Source organism: Acinetobacter vivianii (assembly GCF_014635885.1).
Classification (GTDB): domain Bacteria; phylum Pseudomonadota; class Gammaproteobacteria; order Pseudomonadales; family Moraxellaceae; genus Acinetobacter; species Acinetobacter vivianii.
In genome coordinates this window covers 696,854-722,486 of the sequence record NZ_BMDR01000001.1, presented here as the reverse complement: position 1 = coordinate 722,486, position 25,633 = coordinate 696,854, and the positions used below count along the sequence as shown (strand labels likewise).

Sequence of the window (25,633 nt, the reverse complement as noted above, 5' to 3'; positions counted from 1 at the left end):
ATCAAAACCTGTTTTACGGAAGTAAAGCAGGTTTTTTTATTTCTGTTTATTTTGTAATTAGATCGTTGTAGAATAATTGTAAGCTATTGAAAATATTAATATTTGTTAAAAATTTGGGAGAAGTTGAATGAAATCTGTCACTTTAAGTCAGCTTTTGGCAATGCTGAGCTTAGGCGTATTCAGTTTTGGCTTTCAGATTCATGCAAAAGAATACTATAAGTGGGTGGATGCAAAAGGTGTGACGACCTATTCAGCGACACTACAACCCGTTCAGAGATATGAGCCTCAATTAGATCCTGCAAAAAAGACTACAGACTCTACGACGACAAATCCTTCCATTTCGGCATCGAGTCATAATGTTGCGGTCAACTCCAAGATAACAGCATCTATTCAAACTAAGCCTATAGCTGCCACGACTGAAGGAAATAACACCCTTAAAGCATCATCGGAGATGCTTTTTTCAATCAAAAGCTGTAACGGGGTGCGCTGCTGGGACATGAAAGGACAGTCTTATCATCTAGTCGCAGGAACAACTTATCTTTCAGCAAAGGGCGGGAAGTGTCAAAAGATCGCCAATCAGATGCATTGTAATAAATGATTTGTATGTTTTTATTACGGAAAGCAAGGTTTTAGCCGCTTCCTTTTTGCAAAACAAACAAGTTTGAGTATGATGGTGGGCATCAAATTAGCCGCAGTATGAAGATGAAAAAAGTTTTGTTGATTGCAATAGGTTTAGTTTTGGCTGGTTGTGCTGAGAAAAAGCCGTTAACTCCCGAAGAACAATGGCATGGTTACTGTGTCAGTGTAGGGAATGCTGCGCGCTCAATCACTTTAGATCGTCAAAATGGAATTGACCAAAAGCAGGCAACGGAACATGCGGGTAAAATTGAAGATGAAATGACACGTAAGTTTATCTTTAATATTTTGGATACAGTTTATGCAATTCCAGTCGATGAACTGAAAAAAGATCCAGAAGCATTACGTGAAAATTTAAAGAAAAAATTTATGGAAGAATGCTTGGCTACGCCACATGACAAGCTACCGAACTATAAACTTTTTTAATGTGTTCATAAAAAAGACAACATCGTTTGTCTTTTTTTATAGATGTAATTTATTGTTTTATTAGACTTTAACCTTAGACCAAAGCGGTATTTAAAAGAGGGGATCATTTCGCTATAAAATAATGGACATCACGTAGAAATACGGTAGTTGCATTAACATTTGACGCGAAGTCTAGTAAAATTTTGCTGTCCACATTGCTTGTAAAGCTTGTACAAAGCTGGAACTTACAAGTAATTTTTTAAAAAAGAGGAATAACACTGTGCTAGAAGCTTACCGCCAACACGTTGAAGAACGTGCCGCACTCGGAGTCCCACCGAAGCCGCTTGATGATGCTCAAACTGCTGAACTTGTAGCCTTATTAAAAAATCCACCAGCAGGTGAAGAAGCATATCTCGTCGATTTGCTAGAAAACCGTGTTCCAGCAGGTGTTGACCAAGCTGCATATGTAAAAGCTGCTTTCTTAGCTGCCGTTGCAAAAGGCGAAGCAACCTCTCCACTCGTAACCAAAGAACGCGCAGTATACTTACTTGGTACTATGCTTGGTGGTTATAACGTAGCACCGCTTGTTGAGCTTCTTGATAATGCTGAACTTGCTGAGCTAGCTGCTGAAGCATTAAAGAAAACACTTCTTGTATTTGATGCATTCCATGACGTAGCAGATAAAGCAAAAGCAGGTAATGCTGCAGCTAAAGCTGTTTTACAATCTTGGGCTGATGCTGAATGGTTCACAAGCCGTCCAGACGTTCCAGAAGAAATCAAAATCACTGTGTTCAAAGTAACAGGTGAAACCAACACTGATGACTTGTCTCCTGCACAAGACGCTTGGAGCCGTCCAGACATTCCATTACATGCAAATGCAATGTTGAAAAACGAACGTGATGGTATCAACCCTGAAAAACCAGGTGAAGTTGGTCCATTAAGCCAAATTAAAGAACTCATCGCGAAAGGCAACCAAGTTGCTTACGTAGGTGACGTTGTTGGTACAGGTTCTTCTCGTAAGTCTGCAACTAACTCAGTTCTTTGGTTCTTCGGTGATGAACTTCCACACATTCCAAACAAAAAAGATGGTGGTGTGTGCTTAGGTTCTAAAATCGCGCCAATTTTCTTCAATACAATGGAAGATGCAGGTGCATTACCTGTAGAAATCGACGTTGCTAACATGAACATGGGCGACGAAGTTGTATTGAAAATTGATCACGCTGCTGCAAAAGTAACTGCATTTAAAGACGGCGCTCAAATTTCAGAAGCTGACCTTAAAACGCCTGTACTTTTAGACGAAGTACGTGCGGGTGGTCGTATTAACCTGATCATTGGTCGTGGTTTAACGGCGAAAGCACGTGAAGAATTAGGTCTTGCACCTTCTACATTATTCCGTACTCCAGTACAACCTGCTGACACTGGCAAAGGCTTTACACAAGCTCAGAAGATGGTTGGTCGTGCATGTGGTTTAGCAGAAGGTCAAGGTATCCGTCCGGGTACTTACTGTGAACCTAAGATGACAACTGTTGGTTCTCAAGATACAACTGGTCCAATGACTCGTGACGAGTTAAAAGACTTGGCGTGCTTGGGCTTCTCAGCTGACTTAGTGATGCAGTCTTTCTGTCACACTGCTGCGTATCCAAAACCAGTTGACGTAACAACTCACCATACATTACCAGACTTCATCATGAACCGTGGTGGTGTATCTTTACGTCCAGGTGACGGTATTATCCACTCTTGGTTAAACCGTATGTTACTTCCAGATACAGTTGGTACTGGTGGTGACTCACATACTCGTTTCCCAATCGGTATCTCATTCCCAGCGGGTTCTGGTCTTGTTGCGTTCGCAGCAGCGACTGGTGTTATGCCACTGGATATGCCAGAGTCTGTACTTGTTAAGTTCAAAGGTAAAATGCAACCTGGTATCACTTTACGTGACCTTGTACATGCAATTCCTTACTACGCAATTCAAGCGGGTGACTTAACTGTAGAGAAGAAAGGTAAGAAAAACATCTTCTCTGGTCGTATCCTTGAGATCGATTTATCAGAAATGGAAAATGACTTGACTGTTGAGCAAGCATTCGAACTTTCTGATGCATCTGCTGAACGTTCTGCTGCTGGCTGTTCAATCACACTTTCTGAAGAGAAAGTTGCTGAATACCTACGTTCTAACATCACCATGTTGAAGTGGATGATCGCAGAAGGTTATGGCGATGCTCGTACAATGGCGCGCCGTGCTGAAAACATGCAGAAGTGGTTAGACAACCCAAGCTTGTTAAAAGCTGATGCTGATGCAGAATACTTAAAAGTTTACGAAATCGATCTTGCTGACATCAAAGAACCAATTCTTTGCTGCCCGAACGATCCAGATGACGCAAAACTTCTTTCTGACGTTCAAGGTGACAAGATTGATGAAGTATTCATCGGTTCTTGTATGACGAACATCGGTCACTTCCGTGCAGCTGGTCAGTTACTTGATAAAGTACCTGGTGGTTCATTGTCTACTCGTTTATGGTTGGCTCCACCAACGCGTATGGACGAGCATCAATTGATGGAAGAAGGCATGTATAACATCTATGGTCGTGCTGGTGCGCGTACTGAGATGCCAGGCTGTTCATTGTGTATGGGTAACCAAGCACGTGTAGCACCGAACACAACATGTGTATCGACTTCTACACGTAACTTCCCGAACCGTTTAGGTCAAGGTGCAAATGTTTACTTAGCATCTGCTGAGCTTGCATCTGTCGCTGCGGTTCTTGGTAAATTACCAAGCCCAGAAGAATATCAACAGTACGCGTCGCAAATCGACAGCGCTTCTGCTGACATCTACAAATACTTAAACTTCGACAAGATGAGCGAATATACAAAAGAAGCTGATCAAGTTGATACCAAGAAAATTCAAGCTGCTCAATTGACCTAATCGATTGTTTTTGCTAAAAATAAGGGCTGAGTAATCAGCCCTTATTTTTGAGTACAAATATGCTTGATACAACATTTCTAACTACATTAATATCGAAGTCTGAAAGTCCGATTTTAGAGTTTAAAAGTCAGTGGTATTGGGACGAGAATATTGAAAATTTTGATAAATTGAATTGCTGGGGGGAATTTTTAAAAGATTTTGCATCTTTAGTAAATGCAAATCATGCATATCATAATCAGAATAGATATTTGATTTTTGGAATTAAAGATGATGGTAGTATTTGTGGCATAGATTTTTTAGAATTGGAAACAGAAAAATTTATAAATCAATTAAAAAATAAAATTGAGAATTTCTTTAATTTTTATCCTGACTTTAAAATTTATAAAAATGTTATTAATAACAAAAAAATTATTATATTCGAAATAGAACAACCAAAACAATTGTTGAAAGTAGCTAAAGAATTTCATGATAAGAAAAATATTTGTCGCGAAAATTCTATATTTGTAAGAGGGTTAAGTGAGAAAAAAGATCAAATAGATATAGCAGATGAAAATGAAATATTCTTAATTCAAAAAAATATGGGTATTTTATTACAAGATAGTGAAAAAATATCAGAGGCTAAAATTTCATGCAGAAATATTAAAACAGCACTAGAATATTTAGCTTTAACAAAGAGTTTAAAAATAGTTGAAGGATTTCCATTTGAATTAGAAAGTAATGGAAAATTTAAATACAAATGTAGTGTTTATAGTTATAAAGATGACTTTGATCATCAGTTCGATTTTCTATATGTACACTCAAGCTCAAATTTTAAGCAATTGGCGGTAGAGCTTAGTCAAAAAATTAACACAAAATCACATGATTTTATTGTGGTTACAGATAGACCAATTACTGATAGTTCTAGAAGATTGCAATCTATTGATAAAGCTCTATACGATCAAAATATAAAAATAAAAAATACAGTTTTTTTAGAAGATTTTGGATTAAATTACATTTATAAAAATGCATTAGATAATGTTGTTTTTAAAAAGTTTAAAAAAAGAGATTCATATGTTCAAAGTAATGCTTTATTGAATGGTAGAGTTAAAGGTGCTCATGATATATTAAATGAGTGGATGAAAAAAGTTTACAATCCAATTCTAGTAATACAAGGTGAAGGTGGTATAGGAAAAACAACATTATTAGAAAATTATTTGAATAAACTAATTGAATTTAACAAAAACACAAAAATTCTCTATATGACCTCTTCAAATATTGTAAAAAAAATACATAATGAAGAATACTATAGGAATATTGATTTATTTGATTTATATAAAGTTGCAAGCGATTCAGGAACATCATTTTCTAGAGAATTACTACGTTTAACATTAGATGATGGACATATTTTACTAGTTTTAGATGGTATTGATGAAGTAATATCTAATTTGGCAAATAAGTTTGATTTTAGGGATTTTATTAATACTATTATTGATGAATATTGCTTTAATAATGGTAATTGTAAAATTGTTTTTACATGTAGAAATCAATTTTGGGAAGAGTTAAACCTAAATCAAGATAATAGTGTGTCAATTCTAACCTTACAACCTTTTGCTTTAAATCAAGCTGAAAAATTTTTCGCTTTAGCTTTTAATGATTCAAAAAAAGAAAAACGGGCAATTAAGATTTTAAATAAATTTAATAAAGAAAAAAATTACTATATTCCTTTTATGTTGGATACAGTAAAGTATTTAATAGAGAAGAAAGAGGAGGAAGCACGAGAGATTGCAGAAGAAGCTGATATTGATGATATTCAGGAGGAGTTGTTCCTATCAATTAATTTTCCATTATTGAAATCTGATAGTTATGATTACTTAATATATAAATTGTGTGGGCATGAGTATAAGAAATATAAATTTTTTGATATAGATAAACAGCTCGATATTTTAACAAAGTTAGCTAGTTATCATGATGGTTCATTACAAATTAATAAGTTATCACTTCTAGATAGTTCGATTGATAATTTGAAAGTGGTTTCATTAAAAGAACATCTTTTATTAGAGGTTAAAGCTGATAAATTTGGTGAATCATTAGTATTTAAATACGATTTTTTAAATAAATATTTTATGCAAGTCTTAATGTCTAAATTTATTATCGGTCTCGATGAATCTAAATTAGATAATGATATACTGAATTTATTTAGTTTTGTTGGTTATGCCAATGCATTCTCAAAAGAAATTCTAGATAGAGTGGCATCTTCTCTAAAATGTAAAGAAGAAAATTATATAGAATTTACCATTCTGCTTTTAGAGACAATTAAAGAATTAATTGAAGATGAGAGTAAAGACATACATTTGTCTAATGTTTTTATTTTATTGTTATATGTATATATTAATGTCTACTCTAGAAGCCCAGATGATTTTAATAAAAATATATTCGTGAGTAATAATGAATTGAGTGGTATGTGTTTGAAAAATATATCGCCAATATTTAATTCAAGTAAAAGGATAACATTTAATTTTGAAGGTCTTACGATTGTTGATTCTAAATTTATTAATTATGATTATTTTTGGGATTGTGGTTTTAATGAGAAAACTATTTTCTTAAATTGTGATTTAAATAATATAAAAAATAGACCGACCAAGAAAAATAATATTTCCCCAACATTGTTTGATGGTAGTAAGGTTGATAATAATTTAAAAGAGGCTGTTTTAGATTTGTTTGATAGTTCAGGTAATAAATCTGACAAGATACGTAAGAAAATTGAAAGAATTCTAAAAATTTTTGAATTTAATGGTGTATTTAAGCCACAAAAAGTGAAAAGAGTTAATGCTGAAGTAAGTGGGTTTAGTGGGAATGTGGTTTTAAATAATCTTTTGAAATTGAAAGTAATTGAGAAATATAATGACAGTGTTATGTTGGAGGATGAGTATATAATTTCTAGTGATTATGATGACTTGATTGATGTTGTAGTACAGGATAATAGCTCTATTAAGATGGATCGTTTAGTTAAGAAATGTTTATAATAATTTAATTGAATATTTTTGGTTGATCATAAATTATATTATTTATGATCAATCAGATTTTAATATATTTTATATGCAATCTCGCTTCTTATGTATTGGTGGATTTCTTAACGGTTCCGCTGTGAAAGATCAAGGTGACAGTTTTATCTGTATTGAAAATGGCAAACAAGTAAGCTACTACAAAAAGGAAATTTTCCATCAAGACTCATGGCATCAAGATTACTATGTCTGCGAAACGACAACCGATCAACAAGCACGAAACTGGGTTTATGATATCAAGCAAGATTAGTTAATCTGATATCATTCTATTCGGTGTCTGGGCTTATAATTAATCCTAGTATTCTTGAAATCAGTTACATGAAAAAGCCCCTTCGTAAGGGGCTTTTTTTAAACTAAATCATCCTACCAATAACCCAATACTTTCCACCAAAGTCCGCCAATCATCACAAAGATGATGATGTTAACGACACTCATGACAAAGCCAGCTTTCCACCATTCACCCAGCGTGGTGTAACCTGAACCGAATACCACAGGCGATGTACCCGTTGCATAATGGGTTAAGGTCATCATGATGCTCGAAGCCGCCGCCATCATTAAGGCAAACAGCATTGGTGGTGCACCCAACGCTAGCCCAGCCGTATAGAAAGCCGCAAACATGGCAGTGATATGTGCCGTAGTACTGGCAAACATATAATGTGCATATAGATAAGCAAGCATCAATAATAAACAGGCAGGCATCCAACTCAAGCCTAAATGGCCAATACCAGTTTCTAGTACACCTGAGAACCACGTGATTAAACCCAGTTTATTTAAATATGTCGCCATCATTACCAAAGCTGCGAACCAAGTAATGGTATCCCATGCGCTTTTTTGCGTCAGGATATCTTCCCAAGTCAGTACGCCAGTAATGAGCAATAATCCTAAGCCAATAAAGGCTGTTGTAGTTGGATCAACTGCCCAAGCTGAGCCAAAAATCATGGCAGGGATGCCTGCCCATAACAGCAGTAAAATCCCAAATATACCCAGCATGATGATTTCATTTTTGCTGACAGGCCCCATTTCCTGCAATTTAGTTTTGGCAAACTGAGCTGCATTCGGAGTTTCTTTGACTTCAGGTGGATACATCCAGTACATAATCAATGGCATGATGATCAAGGCAATCAAACCTGGTAATAACATTGCCAGTGCCCAAGTACTCCAACTCAATGAAATCTGGCTATTGGTTGCCTTCGCCACCAGATCGACCACCAATGGGTTAGGAGCGGTCGCGGTAATAAACATAGCAGAGGTAATCGGGTTAGCTTGATAATTCACCAATGCTAAATATTTCCCCATACGTCCTTCGGTGCCTTTGGCAGGGTCAGAGTCATAGCTCGTGGAAATTGCACGGACAATTGGGTGAATAATCCCGCCACCACGTGCGGTATTACTTGGAGTAACAGGTGCAAGAATCAGTTCAGACAGCACCATGCTATAACCGATACCTATGGTTTTCTTGCCCCACACTGCGATAAATAAATAGCCTAAGCGTGCGCCCAATCCAGTTTTTTGCAAACCTTTGGAGATCATGATCGAAATACCAATCAGCCAGATCAGCGGATTGGCAAAGCTGCTCAGCGCGTCTTGAATGGCGCCACTTGGTGTGTCATTGGTGACACCTGTCACGGCGACTAAGGTAATGGCAATAATGGCAATTGCACCAATCGGCATAGCTTTACCAATAATCGCGGCAATGACACCGACAAACATTGCCAATAAATGCCATGCATCAGGGTCGACTCCAGCAGGTACAGGAATCACGAACCAGATGATTAATGCAATAAATAAAGAGATAAGCGTAGGGAGAGCTTTAAATCCCATGTAAATTCCCCTTGTTGTCACGGGTTTAATAAAATTTATAGTTCTTTATGAATGAATCGTTAAAGAAATAACCACTAAGCTTTTATTATCGGTGAATGAGGCCACAAAATTCAAAGAGAGTTTTGTTGAAACCGCGTGAGATAGGTCAATGATTTGGCAAATGATTTTATTTTATGCAGTAAAAATGAGGTTCCCAACAAAATTTCTTATTAAAAACACAGTCAACGTGCTACATTTTTAAACTGCTTGATCGAAAAATAAATACGGTATGACTCAATTTTCATGGCAACAATTAAGACGATTTGTTTATAACAACCTACATAACGATGACTATAAAAGTAGCGTCAGTACTTGTGTGAATTATCTCTTAATCGCATTGATCATTGGCAATGTTGCAGCGGTATTGCTTGAGTCGGTGAATGAGTTTTATAAGCTATATCGTGTCTATTTCGATTTTTTTGAAAATCTCTCGATCATAATTTTTAGTGGTGAATATCTATTACGGTTATGGAGTATTGTTGAGAAAAACCCTCAAGAGAGCGCTTGGAAACAGCGTCTCCGCTGGATGAGAAGTGGCGGTGCAATTATTGACTTAATGGCAATTTTACCTGCTTATCTAAACTTCTTCGTACATCTCGATCTACGTTTCTTACGGGTATTACGACTATTCCGTTTATTGAAATTGACACGCTATTTTGTGTCACTACAAATTCTTTTACGGGTCATTCAACGAGAAAAAGGCTCGTTCCAAGCTGTTATTTTTATCTTGGTGATTATGATCGTGATGACAGCATCTGCAATCTATGTGGTTGAGAATAAAGCGCAGCCTGACGCCTTTAGTTCAATCCCTCAAGCGATGTGGTGGGCGGTAGTAACGCTGACCACAGTGGGCTATGGAGATGTGACACCTGTAACTAATTTGGGGCGGATATTAGGAGCATTCATTACCATTCTCGGGGTGGGGATTGCTGCTTTACCAGCAGGTATTTTGGCCTCAGGTCTAGCCAATGAATTGAATATGCGAAATCAGCGTCTTGAACAGGAGTTTCGTGAAGTTCTACAAGCGAAAGGACTGGATCTATTACATGACCAAGTGGAAATTGAACGGATTCGCAAGAAAGTCGGTTTGCCTAAGGAACAAACCCATGAAATTATCATTCAGCTGGTTCGAGAAAAATTACTTGAAGACCAAGAGCAGGAAAAAAAGCATTATCGCTTCTGTCCACATTGCGGTGAGAAATTATCTGAATAATTCAAAGATTTATTATAAAAATGTAGAGCAGGGTTAAGCTCAAGTTCCTAATCATTTTCAAATCTGAACAATTTTGGAGCGCTATAACTGAGGTGTGTTAGTACTTAGCGCTTTTTATACCCCAAAAGAAAATTCTTTAAGTGTTAAGTTTTACTTAACAGAGATTAAAATCCATTTAAAAAAGTTAACAATAATCTTTCTCGTTTGTGATAGTTTCTTATTATCTGTTTTGTATTTTTTAAGCTTATTTTAAGTTTACGCATCCTATGAAGTTCTCCCAACATGATTAAGCGGCGTTACCTGATTTTATTATTGCTTCCGCTGGCATTTATTTCCTTATTTGTCGGTGTGGGAGAGATGAGCCTTGCTGGTCTCTGGGTCGGCAATCCTCAAGACTGGCAGTTGTTCTGGACCAGTCGTTTACCCCGTTTGATGGCGATTATTGTGGCGGGTGCAGGTCTGAGTGTCTGTGGTTTGATTATGCAGTCGCTAAGTCGTAACCGCTTTGTCTCTCCAACTACTGCAGGTTTATATGACTGTGCACGTTTAGGCGTACTGGTTTCGATTATTTTACTGCCAAGTGCTTCGATCTTTATTAAAACTGGTTTTGCGATTGTCGTAACGCTCATTGGTGCGATGGCATTTATGAGTATTCTGGCGACTTTAAAGCATCGTGATACGGTTTTTGTTCCACTGGTGGGGATGATTTTTGGCAGTATCATTTCAGCATTTACCACCTTTATTGCGCTGCAACTGGATTTATTACAGAACTTGGCAGGCTGGTTGCAAGGGGACTTTTCCACCATTTTAAATGGTCAATATGAGCTGATTTATCTCAGCGTGCCCGTTCTGATTCTGATTTATATCTTTGCCAATCGTTTTGTTTTGGCTGGATTAGGGCAGGATTTTGCGACGAATCTTGGACTGAATTATAAGCAGACTCTTTTTATTGGCCTGTTACTGGTCTCGGTTATTACGGGTGTGGTGATTGTCACTGTGGGTGCGATTCCATTTCTTGGTTTGATTGTACCGAATCTGGTGAGCCTGTATCTGGGCGACAATATCCGTAGAACGCTTTCGCATACAGCATTGTTAGGTGCTTTGCTGGTTCTGCTCTGTGATGTATTTGGCAGAGTGGTAATTTTCCCTTATGAGGTGTCTGTGAGCCTGATTATGGGTGTAGTGGGAAGCGTGATTTTCCTGTGGTTGCTACTCAGGAGATATCGTTATGCCTCATAAAACCAAGCTGATTGTTTTGGCTGTGTTGGTAATTGCAACGATTGCACTGTACCTCGGCTGGAATTTAGGTGTGGCATGGCAATATGCCTTGAATCTACGCTTAAAAACGGTTGCTGCCATTATCGTGGCGGGTGTGGCGGTCGGTGTTTCGACTTTGGTTTTCCATACTATTGTGAATAATCGGGTAGTGACACCACAGGCGCTAGGATTAGATAAGTTATACGAACTCTCCAAGACGGCGATTATCTATTTCTTTGGTGCCAGTACGTTATTGTCACTGAACTTTGTCACTGATTATCTGATCAGTTTGCTGTTAATGGTGACCTTTGCCTTGCTGCTGTATCGGTTTATTTTCCAGAAAGTCGCACAGCAAAATATCTATTTCCTCCTGCTCGTTGGTCTGATTTGCTCGACTTTATTCGACAACATGACTACGTTCTTTCAGGTTTTGTTGGATCCCGACGAATTTCAGATTGCAGCCTACGCTGGTTTTGCCAGTTTTAATGTCGTGAAAATGGAAACAGTGGGGCTATCCTTGCTGACCATTGTGCCAATTTTATTTTACAGCCTGAAGCATTATCACAAGCTCGATGTGATGGCACTGGGGCGTGATCATGCGCTGAATTTAGGGCTGGATTATGACAAGACCAGCCGCTTGCTGTTAATCCTTGTGGTATTGGCACTGGCTTCTGCAACAGCGTTAGCTGGCCCAATGATGTTCCTCGGTTTATTGGTTCTCAACATTACCTTAGAACTGTTCAAGACTCATCAACATCACATCTTACTGATTGGCATTATTTTGGTCAGTATTCTTTGTCTGATGCTTGGGCAATTCATGGTTCTGCATGTACTGAATTTCAAAACAACGCTCAGTGTGATTATTAACTTTGTCGGTGGAATTTATTTCTTCTGGATCTTATTGAAGGAAAATAAAAAATGGCAATAGAGCTTAAGAATTTAAGTAAAAGCTATCAACAGCAGCGTGTAGTAAATGCGCTTTCGCTGACGATTGCCAAAGGACAGTTTACGGCGTTTATTGGCCCAAACGGTGCAGGTAAAAGTACAGTACTTTCGATGATGAGCCGCTTAATTGAAGCAGATCAAGGCCAAGTTTTGCTGGATGGGCAAGATCTGCAACAGATGAAAAGTGCTGACATTGCCAAAAAACTGGCGATTTTAAAGCAATCTAACCACACCGAGCTGCGCCTCAGTATTGAGGATCTGGTTGCTTTCGGTCGTTTTCCCTATTCACAAGGTCGCCTAACTCAAGAAGACCGTGAGGTAATTGATCGCTCAATTGCCTATATGGATCTGGAAGCCTTACGCCACCGACAAATCAGCGAATTGTCGGGTGGGCAGCGACAACGCGCCTATATCGCCATGATTCTGGCACAGGACACCGAATATATCTTGCTCGATGAACCCTTAAATAATCTGGATATGAAGCATTCTTCACAGATTATGCGGGTCTTAAAAGATTTGGCCGAGAATCATGGCAAATCTATCATTGTAGTGATTCACGACATTAACTTTGCTTCTGTCTATGCCAATCACATCATTGCTATGAAAGAAGGTGAATTGGTGTATCAAGGGCATCCACAACAGTTGATGGATGAACATATTCTGCAAGATATTTTCGATTTCCATATTCCGATCCAGCAGGTTCAACAACATAAATTAGGTTTGTATTTTATTAGTTAGGAGTTCGTTATGCGTTTCAAAAAAACATTGCCAGTCATGATGCTGAGTGTGGCATTGGCTGCATGTGGTAATTCCAACACACCTTCGGCAAATCAGGACAGTAATACTACTGCTACACATGAAACCTTAAGTTTTAACAGCAAGGCAGGGCAGATTACCATTCCAGCGAATTTATCGCGTATTGCTGTACTGGATACCAGTGCTTTAAATACCATTCATGCTTTGGGCGCGGACGATAAAGTGGTTGCCTTACCAAAAGGAACGCCGTTACCGAAAGTTTTACAAAATTTCAGTGAAGGTAAATATCTGGATGTAGGGACTGTGAAAGAACCGAATCTGGAAAAAATTGCAGCCAGTCAGCCTGAACTGATCTTGATGAGTGGCCGCATGGAAAATCTGGTGGGTCAAATCAAGCAGATCGCGCCAACTTACTTTGTCGATGTGGATTACAACGATCAGTTCAATTCTTTTAAACAGCAAACCTTGAATATTGCTGAAATGGTGGACAAGAAGCCTGAGGCAGAACAGCAATTACAAAGCTTGGAAAAAGATATTGCTGCATTAAAAGATAAGACCAAAGGTAAAACGGCTTTGGTAATTCTGGTGAATAACAGCAAGATTGCTGCCTATGGTCCAGGTTCGCGTTTCGGTAATATTCATGACCTGTATGGATTTACCCCAGCCGATCCTTCAATCAAGGTGGGATTGCATGGTATGGCGGTATCGCATGAGTTTATTGCCCAGAAAAATCCAGATTATCTGTTTGTGATTGATCGTGGTGCAGCAATTACTGAAAATCAGGAAGGTGCAAAGCGCGTATTGAATAACAAGATTATTAATGAGTCCAAAGCTGCGAAAAACGGCAATATTGTTTATCTGGATTCGAGTAATTGGTATTTGATGAATAATGGCTTGGGCGGCATGAAAGCCATGCTTAAAGAAGTTGCGGATGCCGTGAAATAAAATCTAATTTGCCGATTTTATAACAAAAACCCGCAGGACTTTCCGCGGGTTTTTTATATGATGATATAAATAATGAGATCAATACTTTTATAAAATGATGCGTATTTCTTTATTAAGCTTGGGTACTGCGATTCTAGCCATTCTATTGGTCATTTCAGGGATCCAGCCTTTTGATCGTACCACTTGGTGGCTTGAAGTCACGCCCGTGCTGATTGCGATACCGTTATTATTTGTCACTTATAAAACTTTTCCACTCACCCATTTGCTGTACGTACTTATTTTCTGTCATGCCATTGTACTCATTGTTGGTGGAGCGTATAGCTATGCGCGTGTGCCTTTCGGTTTTGAAATTGCAGAATGGTTTGGTTTGGATCGTAATCCTTACGACAAGATTGGGCATTTTATGCAGGGTTTTGTGCCAGCAATGGTAGCTCGTGAAATATTGATTCGAAACCATATTTTAGCCAAAGGCAAAATGCTGAGCTTTATTGTAATTTGTATTGTGTTGGCAATTAGTGCGACCTATGAATTGATCGAGTGGGCTGCAGCATTGTTATTGGGACAGGGAACAGAAGAATTCCTCGGAACTCAAGGGGATGAGTGGGATACGCAATCAGATATGTTTTTTGCCTTGATTGGGTCGATCATGGCTTTATTATTGTTATCAAAGTGGCATGATCGACAGATTGCAAATTTAATGCATGAAGATGAGTAAATGAAACTGCTATTAAGACGCAGCAATTTCATTTTTTTGTGAATATTTGGCATAAGCCAGCGCAATTAATAAAATAGCCAAACCACCCAAACTTAAGACAAAACCAACCCAGATTGGTGCTAACCAGCCCATATTATGACTGAGTACCCATCCACCTAAGAATGCACCCAGAGCATTAGCCAAGTTAAATGCTGAATGATTGAGAGACGCTGCCAGAGTTTGTGCATCGCCAGCAATATCCATGAGATGTGTCTGTAAGGCACCGCCTAAACCAATCACGGTAAAACCAATCAGGAATAAAGCTGCAATCGCGGTATAAAGATTGGACATCATAAAGCTGGCTGCGACAAAGGCGAGCGCAGAGCTGATCAGAATTCCGATAATGGTTTTAAACAAATTCTTATCGGCCAGCCAACCTGCAACCAGACCACCAATGACCATGCCTATGCCCCAAATTGCTAAAGCAATCGGCACGACACTGATATTGGCATGAGTATATTCCGTCAGAATCGGTGAAACATAGCTATACACCGAGAACATGCCACCAAAACCGATTGCGCCGACCGCAAGTGTTAGCCACATATTGATATTTTTTAGACCTGCCAATTCAGCCTTGATACTTGCACTCTTTTGCAAAGGAATATTCGGAACAAATAAGCCAACACCAATCAGGGTAATAAACGCAATCACCGCAGAAAATTCGAATCCTGCTTTCCAGCCAAATTGCTGACCGAGCCATGTGGCAATGGGTACACCAATTACATTGGCAATAGTTAAGCCCATCATCACTTGGGCAATCGCAGTAGCACGACGTTGTTTGCCTGCCAGTTCAGCAGCAACCAGCGCCGCTACACCAAAGTAAGCGCCATGTGGAAAACCTGCAATAAAACGGGATACCAGCATGGTTTCTGGCGTTGTGGCAAAAGCTGTCGCTGCATTGGCTAAGCCATAAAAAAGCATCAGGCATAGCAATAATGTCTTACGCGGAACTTTTGCGCCAAGGATGGCAATAATCGGCGCACCGACCATGACCCCAAGCGCATAAGCACTGATGAAATAACCTGCATGAGGAACACTGACATTTAAGTCCGTGGCGATTTCCTGAATCAGACCCATAGCGACGAATTCAGTTGTTCCAATACAGAAACTACCGACAGCCAATGAAAAAATAACCAGAAATAGGGAATAATTGTGTGAGGGAGATGTGTGCAAGGGAGAGCTTGGCGAGGACATAATATCTCGAGTCTAAAAGTACCGCCGTATTATATTCGAGTCGCATTCAGAAAAGTGAAACAGCACATAATTTTTATCTCATTCTCTGCATAAGTTCAGGTCAAAAAAGATATTATGTAATGATAATTATTTTCATTTATGTATAATGCAAAACATACATATTTAGATGACAACTTTCAGGGTGGAAAAGTGAAAAAATTATTAATCAGTTCATTGCTACTTGTTTCTGGCTATAGCGCTGCACATGAACCGTATGTTGCACCAATTGCCTATACAACTGAACAAACACAAGTGGCGATTATTTCTGGTTATGCAGAAGAAGCCTTAAACAGTGAATATGCGTTGAAAGATGCAAAGTTTGAGATCACTGCGCCGAATAAGACCAAAACCAGCATTCAAGCTGATTCCAAACTTGGTTCAGCGACAGTGTTTGATTTGAAATTGCCAGAAGCGGGCACTTATCTCATCCAGACCAAGGCATCTTACCCATTGAAATACGTACAAGATCAAAAAGAATGGAAAATGTTCTTTGATATGCCAGCAGATAAAGCACCTGCAAAAGCTGAGCGTGATTTTGTAATTCCTGCGGATCTAAAAACTAAAAAAATTAGCCCAGTAGAAATCACGCGCGAATGGACGTTATTGACTTATGTAAGTAAAGAAAAACATACTCCCGTTCAAGCGAGTACAGCACCGATTCAGGTTGAGTTTTTAACGCATCCAAACGAGTTGAAGGCCAATCAGGCAGTAAAAATTAAAGTATCGAAAGCCAATAAAGCTTTAGCAAATGCCGAGGTGGTGATTCGTGCTAAAGGTGCGACTGATAAGCAAGGAATCAGCTTGAAAACGGCGGCGGATGGCAGTGCTGAATTGTTATTTCCAAAAGCTGCTGAGTATTTGATTGAAGTGAGTGAAACGGTGGATGTGAAACAAAAGCCAAGCAATCAGTTCTATAGCATTATCAGTGTTGCTGTAAATTAAGATGTGAAAAGGCTAATTCACTAGAATTAGCCTTTTTATTTCGATTTCATTTTTATTAATTGGACTCATCATCCATTGCATTGCTATAAAATTTCACACCCAGTTGAATTCGGTCACGACCATTGCTCATACGCCAGCGATTGGTATCTCTGAGTGAATAGACGCAACCACAATATTCCTGTTGATAAAACTCTTCACGTTTACTGATTTCCAGCATACGCACTGCGCCACCGTGTTTGCGCCAGTTATAATCCCAATATTGAATATCTGGATAATGTGCAGCAGCACGTAGCCCACAATCATTAATTTGCTGCATGTTTTTCCAACGGGAAATCCCAAGAGAGCTACTGATCAAACTAAAACCGTGTTCATATGCGTAGAGGGCAGTCCGTTCAAAACGCATATCAAAACACATGGTGCAACGAATGCCTTTTTCAGGTTCATTTTCCATGCCTTTAGCGCGTGCAAACCAGTTGTCGGTATCGTAGTCACAGTCGATGAAGGGAATATTATGCTTCTCGGCAAAACGGATATTTTCTTCTTTACGAATCAAATATTCTTTCACCGGATGGATATTGGGATTATAAAAAAAGATCGAAAAGTCGATACCTGATTCAATCAGGGTTTCCATGACTTCCCCCGAACATGGCGCACAGCATGAGTGCAGCAGTAACTTGTCATGTCCTTCGGGTAAGCTGAGTTTTTGGCGTTCAAGCGTCTTTTGACTTTGACGGGTCATAGGCGACATGGTCTATAAAAATAATTTTATATTGTAAAAGTTTTAAATGGGTAAAACGTTTGAATTAACTGAAATATTCTCAGTTCAAGCTGAAAATTTTTAAAGCCTAAAACCTTTTTCCTTGTTTCATCATTTAAGGTTGAGTAGAGCTTTTTCAAAAGTCGAAAAATAATCAATAATTGGCAAAAAATTGGTGTCCAAAGTTCCTTCTCCCTTAGGGAGACTTAGGATGAGGGGTCATATAAATTTTTTCCTTGAGATTAGGATTATTAATTTTATTAAAAAATATACATTGTTTAAATTAGAAAATTTCATTGTATAGGAAATGATTGAAATTAAATTCATGTTGAGACTTGCTAATTAATTTTATGTTAAGATGAAATAAATTCAATTTTGGTTGTTGCTGTGCTAGAACTCCGTCATTTAAAAACATTACTTGCGTTAAGAGAACATGGTTCATTGGTCGCTGCGGCAACTGATTTATGCCTGACACCGTCTGCAATTTCTCATCAATTAAAAGAACTTGATCATTGGTATGGGGTAGAAGTGGTGAATCGCCGTAGTCGCCCTGTCAGCTTTTCCAATGTCGGGGAGCGTTTGCTTAAACTGGCAGATGACGTTTTGCCGCAAGTTCAGATTGCACAGACCGATATTACCCGTATCGTGCATGGGCAGACGGGACGAATTATTTTCTCTTCGGAATGCCATAGCTGTTTTGACTGGCTGATGCCGTTGTTGAATCAATATCGTCATCAATATCCAGATGTAGATTTGGATTTTGCCGCTGGTTTTGAGTCTAATCCACATGAGCTGTTGCAAAATTCCGAGTTTGATTTATTGATCACAGCCGATCCAATTGCCTTGAAGGGAATTGAATATTTTCCAATTTTCAAATATGAATCACGCTTGGTTCTTTCTAGTACGCATCCTTTGGCACGTGCCGAGCAGGTGAGCGTGCAGGATCTGGCCGAAGAAACCCTGATCACTTATCCTGTTGATAAGCATCGTTTAGACATCATGGCGCATCTGTTTATTCCTGCCAATGTATATCCGAAGCACATTCGTACCACGGATCTGACTCAAATGCTGATTCAACTGGTGGCAAGTGGGCGTGGTATTGCAGCTTTACCAGATTGGGTGGTGAATGAATATGAGCAAAAAGGCTGGGTGGTAAGCCGCCGTCTAGACTGTGTAGCACCAGAAGGTCTAAGACGTACTTTGTATGCGGGCTATCGGGTAGAGGATAAAGAGAAGAATTATTTTGAAGGTTTCATCAAGCAGCTTGAAAAATTTTCCAAGATGCGTGCTGTGTATTACGAAAATTAATTAAAGTTAATTTAAAAAATAAAGGTAGCAATCGGCTACCTTTATTTTTATGAGGCGATTAAGCAGATCATAAATGTTCTAAGATTTCCCAATCAGCAAAGACAAAATACCTGCGGCAATCAGTGGGCCGACGGGAACACCTCTCAATAAGGCAACACCTGCAACGGTACCGATCAGAAGCCCTGCGACGACATCAGGCTGATTACTCATCAACTTGACTCCGCGGCCTCCTAGCCATGCAACCAATAAGCCAACGGCAATTGCAGCCAAAGATTTAATACTGATAAATGATTTAAGGATGCTTTCACCACTGATCTTGCCACTTGCAATCGGAGCGAGTACGCCAATAGTGAGGATAATGATACCGATATTTAAACCATGATTCTGAATATAAGGAAAAAACTGGTTTAAAGGTGTCAGTTTGACCAAGATCAGGCAAGCGGCTGCTACCGTGACTGCCGTGTTTTGGCTAAAGATACCGCAACCTAATAAGACAAGCAGAACCACTAAATTAATATCGAATTGTGAGAACATCGCAGGGCATGGAGAGGGAAATAAAGTTGAATTATATCGTAATTTATCGAGGTTTATTTTAAAAAGGGCTTTTTTCTTCTCTTATGATTGAGTTTTAATAATGTAAATAGTTGAAATTTATTAAAATAAAGGAAGCCATTTCCAAAATTAGAAATGGCTTTTCCTGAGAAAGTTAGGCCAGTTTTTTAAAGCTTCCGTAGTATGCAATTTGTTCATCCCAGAACTGTTCCCATAAATCACAGTATTCAAGACAGATTTGACGGATTGAATCATATTCAGACTCAACGCAGGCTTGTGCCAGAACAAACCACAAATCATCTTCATGGTCATCATCAGCTGCTTCTGCGGTCGCATCATGTGAAACACCATGAACATAGTAATAGCCGCTATCCACGTCAAAACCAACCGCTTTGGTCGCTTGACGTAAAGCAGGACTGAATAAAATCACTTCTTCTTCTGCCACAGCAAGCAAAGCAGAAACGGCTTGATAGCTGTTAAACGAGTTCTCCAGATAGTTACGCACACGTTGAGCGATTAGCGAAGGTTGATAGTCATTGCGTTCAGACTGGCTCAATTCGAAGTCATTGAGAACCTCTTCGAACAATGGATAATGCGCGTATTCAGGGTTACCAGAATAATAGCCTTCCTGATCCAGACCAGGTCGGAAACCAAATTCATCCAGAATATTCAGGTTTAATAAAAACCGTGGAAACATTTTTGAACCCGATAATAAGCGTGGTTCTAATTGTTTAGTTTGGAATTGTGCCATCAGCAAAGCATCAGTAAATACCTGAACAATGGCATGTCGATATTCGAGATGAATATGTTTTAGTGCCTCTTTGTCAATTACACCGTCATTTAAAAGTTGAATGGCAGGATGTCTCGAAACAGGATGATTTGAAATTTCTGCTCTTAATTTGTTCAGAAAGTTCAAATTCTTGTTCCATACGTCTGTAGAAATACTATTCTTCATTCCTTCAATAGCTTTCTGTCTTGGGTTATCAAAGTTTTCAAATTTTTTTGGCATAGTCTTGTACTCGATGAATTAATAATATTATTGCTTTTCCAATTATTTAGTTAGATTTTCTTTGGTTGATTATGGATATAACTATTGGTACAACCAAACATCTTTTTATTGGATGATTTAAATATAAAATGATTTTTTTGTGAAATCAATTTATTAAGACGGCTAAAAAATGGCAATAAAGTTTATTATTTAACTTAACTGTAAATAAAAGGTGAAATGATTCACGGTATATTCTTTTATTTAAAAAATAGAAAGATTTTTTTACAAATGATCTTGTGTATAAGCCTTTTTTTTCATACCCTATAAGAGGAACAATAAAGAAAATTCGACTTTTCTATAATGCTCTTAAAATAAGATAAACATACATAGTGGCCAGAAATTTCCAGCATGTAAACTATGTCTTAATAATACGTTAAGTTTTTTGATAGAATTCTAAAAGGATAATAAAATGTCAAAAAAAGAAGATATTATTGTAACGGCTCTAGACCTTTTTAACCGTCATAACTACAGTTCTGTAGGTGTGGATCGAATTATTAGTGAGTCAGGTGTTGCCAAAATGACTTTCTACAAATACTTTCCCTCTAAAGAGAACCTGATTGAAGAGTGTCTGTCTCGAAGGAACAAAAGCATTCAAGAAGCTATTGAAACAGAAATTAACCTCAAACAAGAAGATGACTATTTGGGTAAAATTAAAGCAGTCTATTTTTGGCATTTGGGCTGGTTTAATTCAGATGATTTTCACGGCTGTATGTTTCAAAAAGCTTCATTAGAAATATTACAACAATATCCTTCAATTATTCGACCAATCATGGAGTATCGTGAATGGTTAATGGCATTGGTTGAGGGGTTGTTTGTAAAGGCTCAGGTCTATCAGCCTCATGTATTAACTGCCATGTATATTAATATTCTGGATGGAATGACTTCCTATGCAAAGGTTAATAAAGATCATGCTGAGATTGAAGAGTGTTGGTATTATATTGAGCGATTGATACATTTAGATGCTGCATAATCACTCATTATTTTAGTTTTTCAATCATTACGTATATATAAATAAAATTACATTTTTATAAAACTTAAAAATAAAAAACCGAGGTTTTAGCCTCGGTTCTTTTTGCATTTATTCAAATTATTTTTCAACAAATGCGCGTTCAATTACATAATCACCCATAACGCCCATACGTGGTGATTCAACTAAACCATGTTGGTCAAGCAATGCAGCAACGTCTTTCAAGAACGCAGGGCTACCACAGAGCATGGCACGGTCAGTTTCACGGTTAAAACGTGGTAAACCAATTTTTTCAAATAGTTCGCCTGTCTCAATTGCCGTAGTTACACGACCTTGGGTGTGGAACGGTTCACGTGTCACGGTTGGGTAGTAGATCAACTTATCTTTGATTCCTAATTCTTCAAAGAATTCATGGTTAGGAAGTTCATTCAAGATTAAATCTTGGTATGCAAGTTCAGACACATAACGTGTACCGTGAACCATAATCACTTTTTCAAATTTTTCGTAAGTTTCTGGATCACGAAGTAAAGAAAGGAATGGTGCAAGGCCTGTACCAGAAGATAAAAGATATAAATTTTTACCTGGTAATAAATCGTCGTGTACTAAAGTGCCTGTAGGCTTTTTAGAAATAAGGATTTCGTCGCCCACTTGTACTTTTTGTAAAATAGAAGTTAATGGACCGTCTTGTACTTTAATAGAGAAGAATTCAAGCTCTTCTTCATAATTCGCACTGGCGATCGAATAAGCACGCATCAAAGGCTTACCATTCACTTCAAGGCCGATCATTACAAACTGACCATTTTTAAAACGTAAGCTGACGTCGCGTGTAGTTTTAAAACTGAAAAGTGTGTCATTCCAGTGGTGAACATGAGTAATGCGTTCAACGTTAAAAGCAGCCATTAAAGGTCTCGATCACAGTTAAAAGAAACAGATCGCTATTCTAATCTAAAATCATTCTCGATAAACTGAATATATTTAATTGTGTTTATAAGAAAAAGTGATGAACAATTCTGTAGTGATGCCAATTATTGGCCATATGCGTTCGCCTTACCGTGAGAAATTCGGCATCCCACGCCAGCCAAATCTGGTGCAGGTCGAGTCTTATATAGAGATGACGGAGGCTTATAGCGATATTCTGGCATTTGAGGGGATCGAAGATTTTAGCCACTTATGGCTGCTGTGGCAGTTCCATGAGAATAAAAAATCGGATAACACCTTGAATCAAATGCCTAAATTTCGTGCACAAGTACGCCCTCCGAGACTTGGAGGTAACCAGAAAATAGGCGTTTTTGCGACGCGAAGTATGTATCGTCCATCTCCGATTGGTTTATCGGTCGTGCAATTTTTACGCGTTGAAAAGCATGGTAAAGCGGTGCGTGTCTATGTCACGGGAAGTGATTTACTGGATGGGACGCCAATTTTAGACATCAAACCGTATATTCAATATTCGGATGCAATTGCTGATTCCATCAGTGGATATGCACAAGAAGAGCCGCAGCGTAAAACGGTTGTTTGGTCGGAAAATGCACAACAGCAACAGCAGCAGTTATTAAAGCAGGGAATTTTGGATAAAAAGATATTCGATGAACTTGAACAAGTGTTATCTTTAGATCCTCGACCTGCGTATCAAAATGATGCTGAACGCGTGTATGGAATGTGCTTTGCAGTGTTGAATGTGCGTTTTACGGTCGATGAACAGGATGTCATCGTTATTGCAGTTGAACAAAGTTAAAACTTTAAAAATATAAATTTCGTTAAAAAATTTGGGGAATGAACGGTTATGCAAGCTCAGGCAAAATTCGCAAACTTTTCTTTTACGATTGATGTGACGTGGTGTCTGGAACAGCTACTGAAAGATGGTCGGATTACTGAACGGGATAAATTGCTGGTTCAGACTACACATCGCCAAAAAGATCAGTTGAAATGGCATCCTTTGCAGTGGATTGCCAATTTTAGTTTAAAAGACCAACTGAATGCGGGTATGACCTTATCGTTGAATCGTTTGTGTCAATGGCTGGCTGAAAAAGCCGATCTTCCCTTATTTATCATTGATCCGCTTAAAGCCGATGTAGCTGCCTTGACCAGTGTCATGTCGCAAGAATTTGCAGTCAGAAATCATATTCTGGCGGTGGAGGTACAGGCAGACCGAATTTTGATCGGAACCGATCAGCCTTTTACCACCGAATGGTTGAACAATCTGGAACGTAGTCTGGCACCTAGAAAGATTGAAAAGGTGCTGTTAAATCCTGAACAGTTACAGCGCTATATTGTTGAGTATTATCAAGTTAGCCGTGCGGTCAGTTCCTCACAAAATGCCAGTATCTATGACCGGGAAAATAAAGGCGTTGAAGCTTTATTACAGTTAGGCGATACACAAAATCCTGATGCCAATGACCAGCATATTGTCAAACTGGTGGACTGGGTGCTGCAATTTGCGTTTGAGCAAGGTGCCAGTGATATTCATCTGGAACCACGAAAAGACAAAGGTAAGGTGCGTTTCCGTATCGACGGTGTGTTGCATACTATCTATAACATGCCTGCCAATACACTAACGGCGGTGATTTCCCGTATTAAAATTTTAGGTCGCATGAATGTGGCGGAAAAGCGTAAACCGCAGGATGGACGTTTAAAAACCCGTACGCCGAAAGGACAGGAAACTGAATTACGTCTTTCGACTCTGCCGACTGCTTTCGGTGAAAAGCTAGTGATGCGTATTTTCGATCCAGAAGTATTGGTGCGTAGTTTCCAACAACTGGGTTTTGAAGGTCATTTATTACAGAGCTGGCAGCAGTTGACGCAACACAGTCATGGCATCATTTTGGTTACAGGGCCAACAGGTTCAGGTAAGACCACCACCTTGTATTCATCTTTAAAGCAACTGGCAACCGAACAGGTCAATGTCTGTACCATTGAAGATCCAATTGAAATGCTGGAACCCAGTTTTAACCAGATGCAGGTCAATCCAAATATTGAGTTAGGCTTTGCAGATGGCGTGCGGGCTTTAATGCGTCAAGATCCTGACATTATCATGGTCGGTGAGATTCGTGACCATGACACCGCAAATATGGCGATTCAGGCTGCATTAACAGGGCATCTGGTGTTATCCACCTTACATACCAATGATGCACCGTCGAGCCTGACGCGTTTACATGATCTAGGCGTGCAACCATTCCTAACCGCTGCAACCATTCTGGGAGTATTAGCTCAACGTCTAGTTCGTCGTCTTTGTCCACATTGTAAACAGGAAACGCCAATCAATGAGCAAGAATGGGAACATCTAACCTTTGATTATATGATGGATATGCCAACCAGCATGTATAAAGCGGTGGGGTGTGAAGCATGTCGTCATACCGGATATAAGGGCCGTGTCGGTATTTACGAATTTATGCCTGTCAGTCTGGAGCTCAAGTCGATCATCAGTGCGCATGGCACACTCAATGATTTGAAAGGGCAAGCGAAAAAAGAGGGAATTGAGCCATTGCGGATTGCGGGTGCACGTAAAGTGATTGAAGGTGTGACCACGTTAGAAGAAGTATTGCGCGTGGTGCCATTAAATTAAGCTACAGCGTCATCTTCAGATTCACCTCATCTTGGTTTGTTTTAATAACTCCATCGAAATGATGAAACCACGATGAGGGGAAACCATATGAACGTATTATCTAAATTTGCAGTTGTTGCTGGCTTGGTTGGAGCAACTACTTTTGCCGTAGCGAATACTACTGCCGTAAATCAGCAAGCATTGGCACCAGCTCAAATCACCACAGTCAAACAGGCTTTGACACTGAAAGATGATACGCCAGTTAAATTGAAAGGTTATGTGGTAAAAGCAACAGGTGATGAGAAATATCAGTTTAGTGACCAGACAGGTTCAATGACAGTCGATATTGATGATGATTTATGGCAAGGTAAGCCAGTATCAGCAAAAACACCAGTGACCTTAATTGGTGAAATCGACATTGACTATAAGCCAGCGAAACGTGTTGAAGTTGATGTTGATCAGGTTCAATTCTAAAGATTGATGGACGAATAAAAAAACCACATGATCATCATGTGGTTTTTTGTTTATGATTTATTTTAAGATTATGGGAAAGATC

General features: G+C 38.8%; 23 protein-coding genes. 17 read left to right on the top strand and 6 right to left on the bottom strand.

Annotated elements, in window-relative coordinates; translation table 11 throughout:
• The first annotated feature begins 127 nt into the window (after positions 1 to 127).
• From IEV36_RS03455 to IEV36_RS03435, 5 genes are all read left to right on the top strand, one after another.
• The gene (locus IEV36_RS03455) at positions 128 to 598 is read left to right on the top strand and encodes a DUF4124 domain-containing protein (protein WP_005258017.1); all 471 of its coding nucleotides are present in this window, start codon (positions 128 to 130) and stop codon (positions 596 to 598) included.
• A 104-nt stretch (positions 599 to 702) separates the two neighbouring features.
• Entirely contained in the window at positions 703 to 1,062 is a 360-nt protein-coding gene (locus IEV36_RS03450) for a hypothetical protein (RefSeq protein WP_004772604.1), read from the top strand.
• A 259-nt stretch (positions 1,063 to 1,321) separates the two neighbouring features.
• Positions 1,322 to 3,961, top strand: coding sequence for a bifunctional aconitate hydratase 2/2-methylisocitrate dehydratase (locus IEV36_RS03445; protein WP_004772603.1), 2,640 nt, complete (start codon positions 1,322 to 1,324; stop codon positions 3,959 to 3,961).
• 59 nt (positions 3,962 to 4,020) lie between these two features.
• Entirely contained in the window at positions 4,021 to 6,963 is a 2,943-nt protein-coding gene (locus tag IEV36_RS03440; RefSeq protein WP_005258016.1) for an RNA-binding domain-containing protein, read from the top strand.
• Between the two features lie 73 nt (positions 6,964 to 7,036).
• Positions 7,037 to 7,252 carry a hypothetical protein gene (locus IEV36_RS03435; protein WP_005258015.1) on the top strand — a complete coding sequence of 72 codons (216 nt, stop codon included), beginning with the start codon at positions 7,037 to 7,039 and terminating at the stop codon, positions 7,250 to 7,252.
• 113 nt (positions 7,253 to 7,365) lie between these two features.
• On the opposite strand, the gene IEV36_RS03430 is transcribed toward IEV36_RS03435, so the two are convergent.
• Positions 7,366 to 8,823 (bottom strand): DASS family sodium-coupled anion symporter, encoded by a 1,458-nt coding sequence (locus IEV36_RS03430; RefSeq protein ID WP_005258012.1) that lies wholly within the window; start codon positions 8,821 to 8,823, stop codon positions 7,366 to 7,368.
• Between the two features lie 268 nt (positions 8,824 to 9,091).
• Here IEV36_RS03430 and IEV36_RS03425 point away from each other — a divergent pair, with 268 nt between their 5' ends.
• The 6 genes from IEV36_RS03425 (at position 9,092) to IEV36_RS03400 (ending at position 14,693) form a co-directional block, all read left to right on the top strand.
• Positions 9,092 to 10,075: an ion transporter gene (locus IEV36_RS03425; RefSeq protein WP_005258010.1), complete on the top strand. Its 984-nt coding sequence runs from the start codon at positions 9,092 to 9,094 to the stop codon at positions 10,073 to 10,075.
• Between the two features lie 282 nt (positions 10,076 to 10,357).
• A complete protein-coding gene (locus tag IEV36_RS03420; protein ID WP_005258009.1) occupies positions 10,358 to 11,314 on the top strand; it encodes an ABC transporter permease in 957 nt (318 codons plus the stop codon).
• A complete protein-coding gene (locus IEV36_RS03415; protein WP_005258007.1) occupies positions 11,304 to 12,260 on the top strand; it encodes an iron chelate uptake ABC transporter family permease subunit in 957 nt (318 codons plus the stop codon). The genes IEV36_RS03420 and IEV36_RS03415 overlap by 11 nt, the downstream gene beginning before the upstream one ends.
• Complete coding sequence (locus IEV36_RS03410; protein ID WP_005258005.1) at positions 12,251 to 13,015, top strand: iron ABC transporter ATP-binding protein; 765 nt, start codon at positions 12,251 to 12,253, stop codon at positions 13,013 to 13,015. The genes IEV36_RS03415 and IEV36_RS03410 overlap by 10 nt, the downstream gene beginning before the upstream one ends.
• Positions 13,016 to 13,024: 9 nt before the next feature.
• On the top strand, positions 13,025 to 13,978 hold the full coding sequence (locus IEV36_RS03405) for a siderophore ABC transporter substrate-binding protein (RefSeq protein WP_005258001.1): 954 nt from the start codon (positions 13,025 to 13,027) through the stop codon (positions 13,976 to 13,978).
• Between the two features lie 97 nt (positions 13,979 to 14,075).
• A complete protein-coding gene (locus tag IEV36_RS03400) occupies positions 14,076 to 14,693 on the top strand; it encodes a DUF2238 domain-containing protein (protein WP_032863926.1) in 618 nt (205 codons plus the stop codon).
• A 12-nt stretch (positions 14,694 to 14,705) separates the two neighbouring features.
• Here IEV36_RS03400 and IEV36_RS03395 read toward each other — a convergent pair whose 3' ends face one another.
• Positions 14,706 to 15,926 carry an MFS transporter gene (locus tag IEV36_RS03395; protein WP_005257999.1) on the bottom strand — a complete coding sequence of 407 codons (1,221 nt, stop codon included), beginning with the start codon at positions 15,924 to 15,926 and terminating at the stop codon, positions 14,706 to 14,708.
• A 189-nt stretch (positions 15,927 to 16,115) separates the two neighbouring features.
• On the opposite strand from IEV36_RS03395, the gene IEV36_RS03390 reads away from it, so the two are divergent.
• Positions 16,116 to 16,907 (top strand): DUF4198 domain-containing protein, encoded by a 792-nt coding sequence (locus IEV36_RS03390; protein WP_032864053.1) that lies wholly within the window; start codon positions 16,116 to 16,118, stop codon positions 16,905 to 16,907.
• Between the two features lie 55 nt (positions 16,908 to 16,962).
• Here IEV36_RS03390 and IEV36_RS03385 read toward each other — a convergent pair whose 3' ends face one another.
• On the bottom strand, positions 16,963 to 17,655 hold the full coding sequence (locus IEV36_RS03385) for an epoxyqueuosine reductase QueH (RefSeq protein WP_032863925.1): 693 nt from the start codon (positions 17,653 to 17,655) through the stop codon (positions 16,963 to 16,965).
• A gap of 396 nt (positions 17,656 to 18,051) precedes the next feature.
• Between IEV36_RS03385 and IEV36_RS03380 the strand changes: the two genes are divergently transcribed.
• Complete coding sequence (locus IEV36_RS03380; RefSeq protein ID WP_005257996.1) at positions 18,052 to 18,972, top strand: LysR family transcriptional regulator; 921 nt, start codon at positions 18,052 to 18,054, stop codon at positions 18,970 to 18,972.
• Positions 18,973 to 19,050: 78 nt separating this feature from the next.
• On the opposite strand, the gene IEV36_RS03375 is transcribed toward IEV36_RS03380, so the two are convergent.
• Together IEV36_RS03375 and IEV36_RS03370 are read right to left on the bottom strand one after the other, a co-directional pair.
• Positions 19,051 to 19,506, bottom strand: coding sequence for a DUF441 domain-containing protein (locus IEV36_RS03375; protein ID WP_004772587.1), 456 nt, complete (start codon positions 19,504 to 19,506; stop codon positions 19,051 to 19,053).
• A 172-nt stretch (positions 19,507 to 19,678) separates the two neighbouring features.
• On the bottom strand, positions 19,679 to 20,533 hold the full coding sequence (locus IEV36_RS03370) for a hypothetical protein (RefSeq protein ID WP_004772586.1): 855 nt from the start codon (positions 20,531 to 20,533) through the stop codon (positions 19,679 to 19,681).
• Positions 20,534 to 20,981: 448 nt separating this feature from the next.
• Here IEV36_RS03370 and IEV36_RS03365 point away from each other — a divergent pair, with 448 nt between their 5' ends.
• Positions 20,982 to 21,542: a TetR/AcrR family transcriptional regulator gene (locus tag IEV36_RS03365; protein ID WP_005257994.1), complete on the top strand. Its 561-nt coding sequence runs from the start codon at positions 20,982 to 20,984 to the stop codon at positions 21,540 to 21,542.
• Positions 21,543 to 21,659: 117 nt separating this feature from the next.
• Here IEV36_RS03365 and IEV36_RS03360 read toward each other — a convergent pair whose 3' ends face one another.
• Positions 21,660 to 22,439, bottom strand: coding sequence for a ferredoxin--NADP reductase (locus IEV36_RS03360; protein WP_004772583.1), 780 nt, complete (start codon positions 22,437 to 22,439; stop codon positions 21,660 to 21,662).
• A gap of 118 nt (positions 22,440 to 22,557) precedes the next feature.
• Here IEV36_RS03360 and tsaA point away from each other — a divergent pair, with 118 nt between their 5' ends.
• The 3 genes from tsaA to IEV36_RS03345 all read left to right on the top strand — a co-directional run bounded on the left by tsaA (position 22,558) and on the right by IEV36_RS03345 (position 25,551).
• Positions 22,558 to 23,271: a tRNA (N6-threonylcarbamoyladenosine(37)-N6)-methyltransferase TrmO gene (tsaA, locus tag IEV36_RS03355; RefSeq protein ID WP_171068032.1), complete on the top strand. Its 714-nt coding sequence runs from the start codon at positions 22,558 to 22,560 to the stop codon at positions 23,269 to 23,271.
• A 48-nt stretch (positions 23,272 to 23,319) separates the two neighbouring features.
• Positions 23,320 to 25,098, top strand: coding sequence for a type IV pilus assembly ATPase TfpB (gene tfpB, locus IEV36_RS03350; protein ID WP_005257992.1), 1,779 nt, complete (start codon positions 23,320 to 23,322; stop codon positions 25,096 to 25,098).
• Between the two features lie 87 nt (positions 25,099 to 25,185).
• Positions 25,186 to 25,551 carry a NirD/YgiW/YdeI family stress tolerance protein gene (locus IEV36_RS03345; RefSeq protein WP_005257991.1) on the top strand — a complete coding sequence of 122 codons (366 nt, stop codon included), beginning with the start codon at positions 25,186 to 25,188 and terminating at the stop codon, positions 25,549 to 25,551.
• Positions 25,552 to 25,633: the final 82 nt, after the last annotated feature.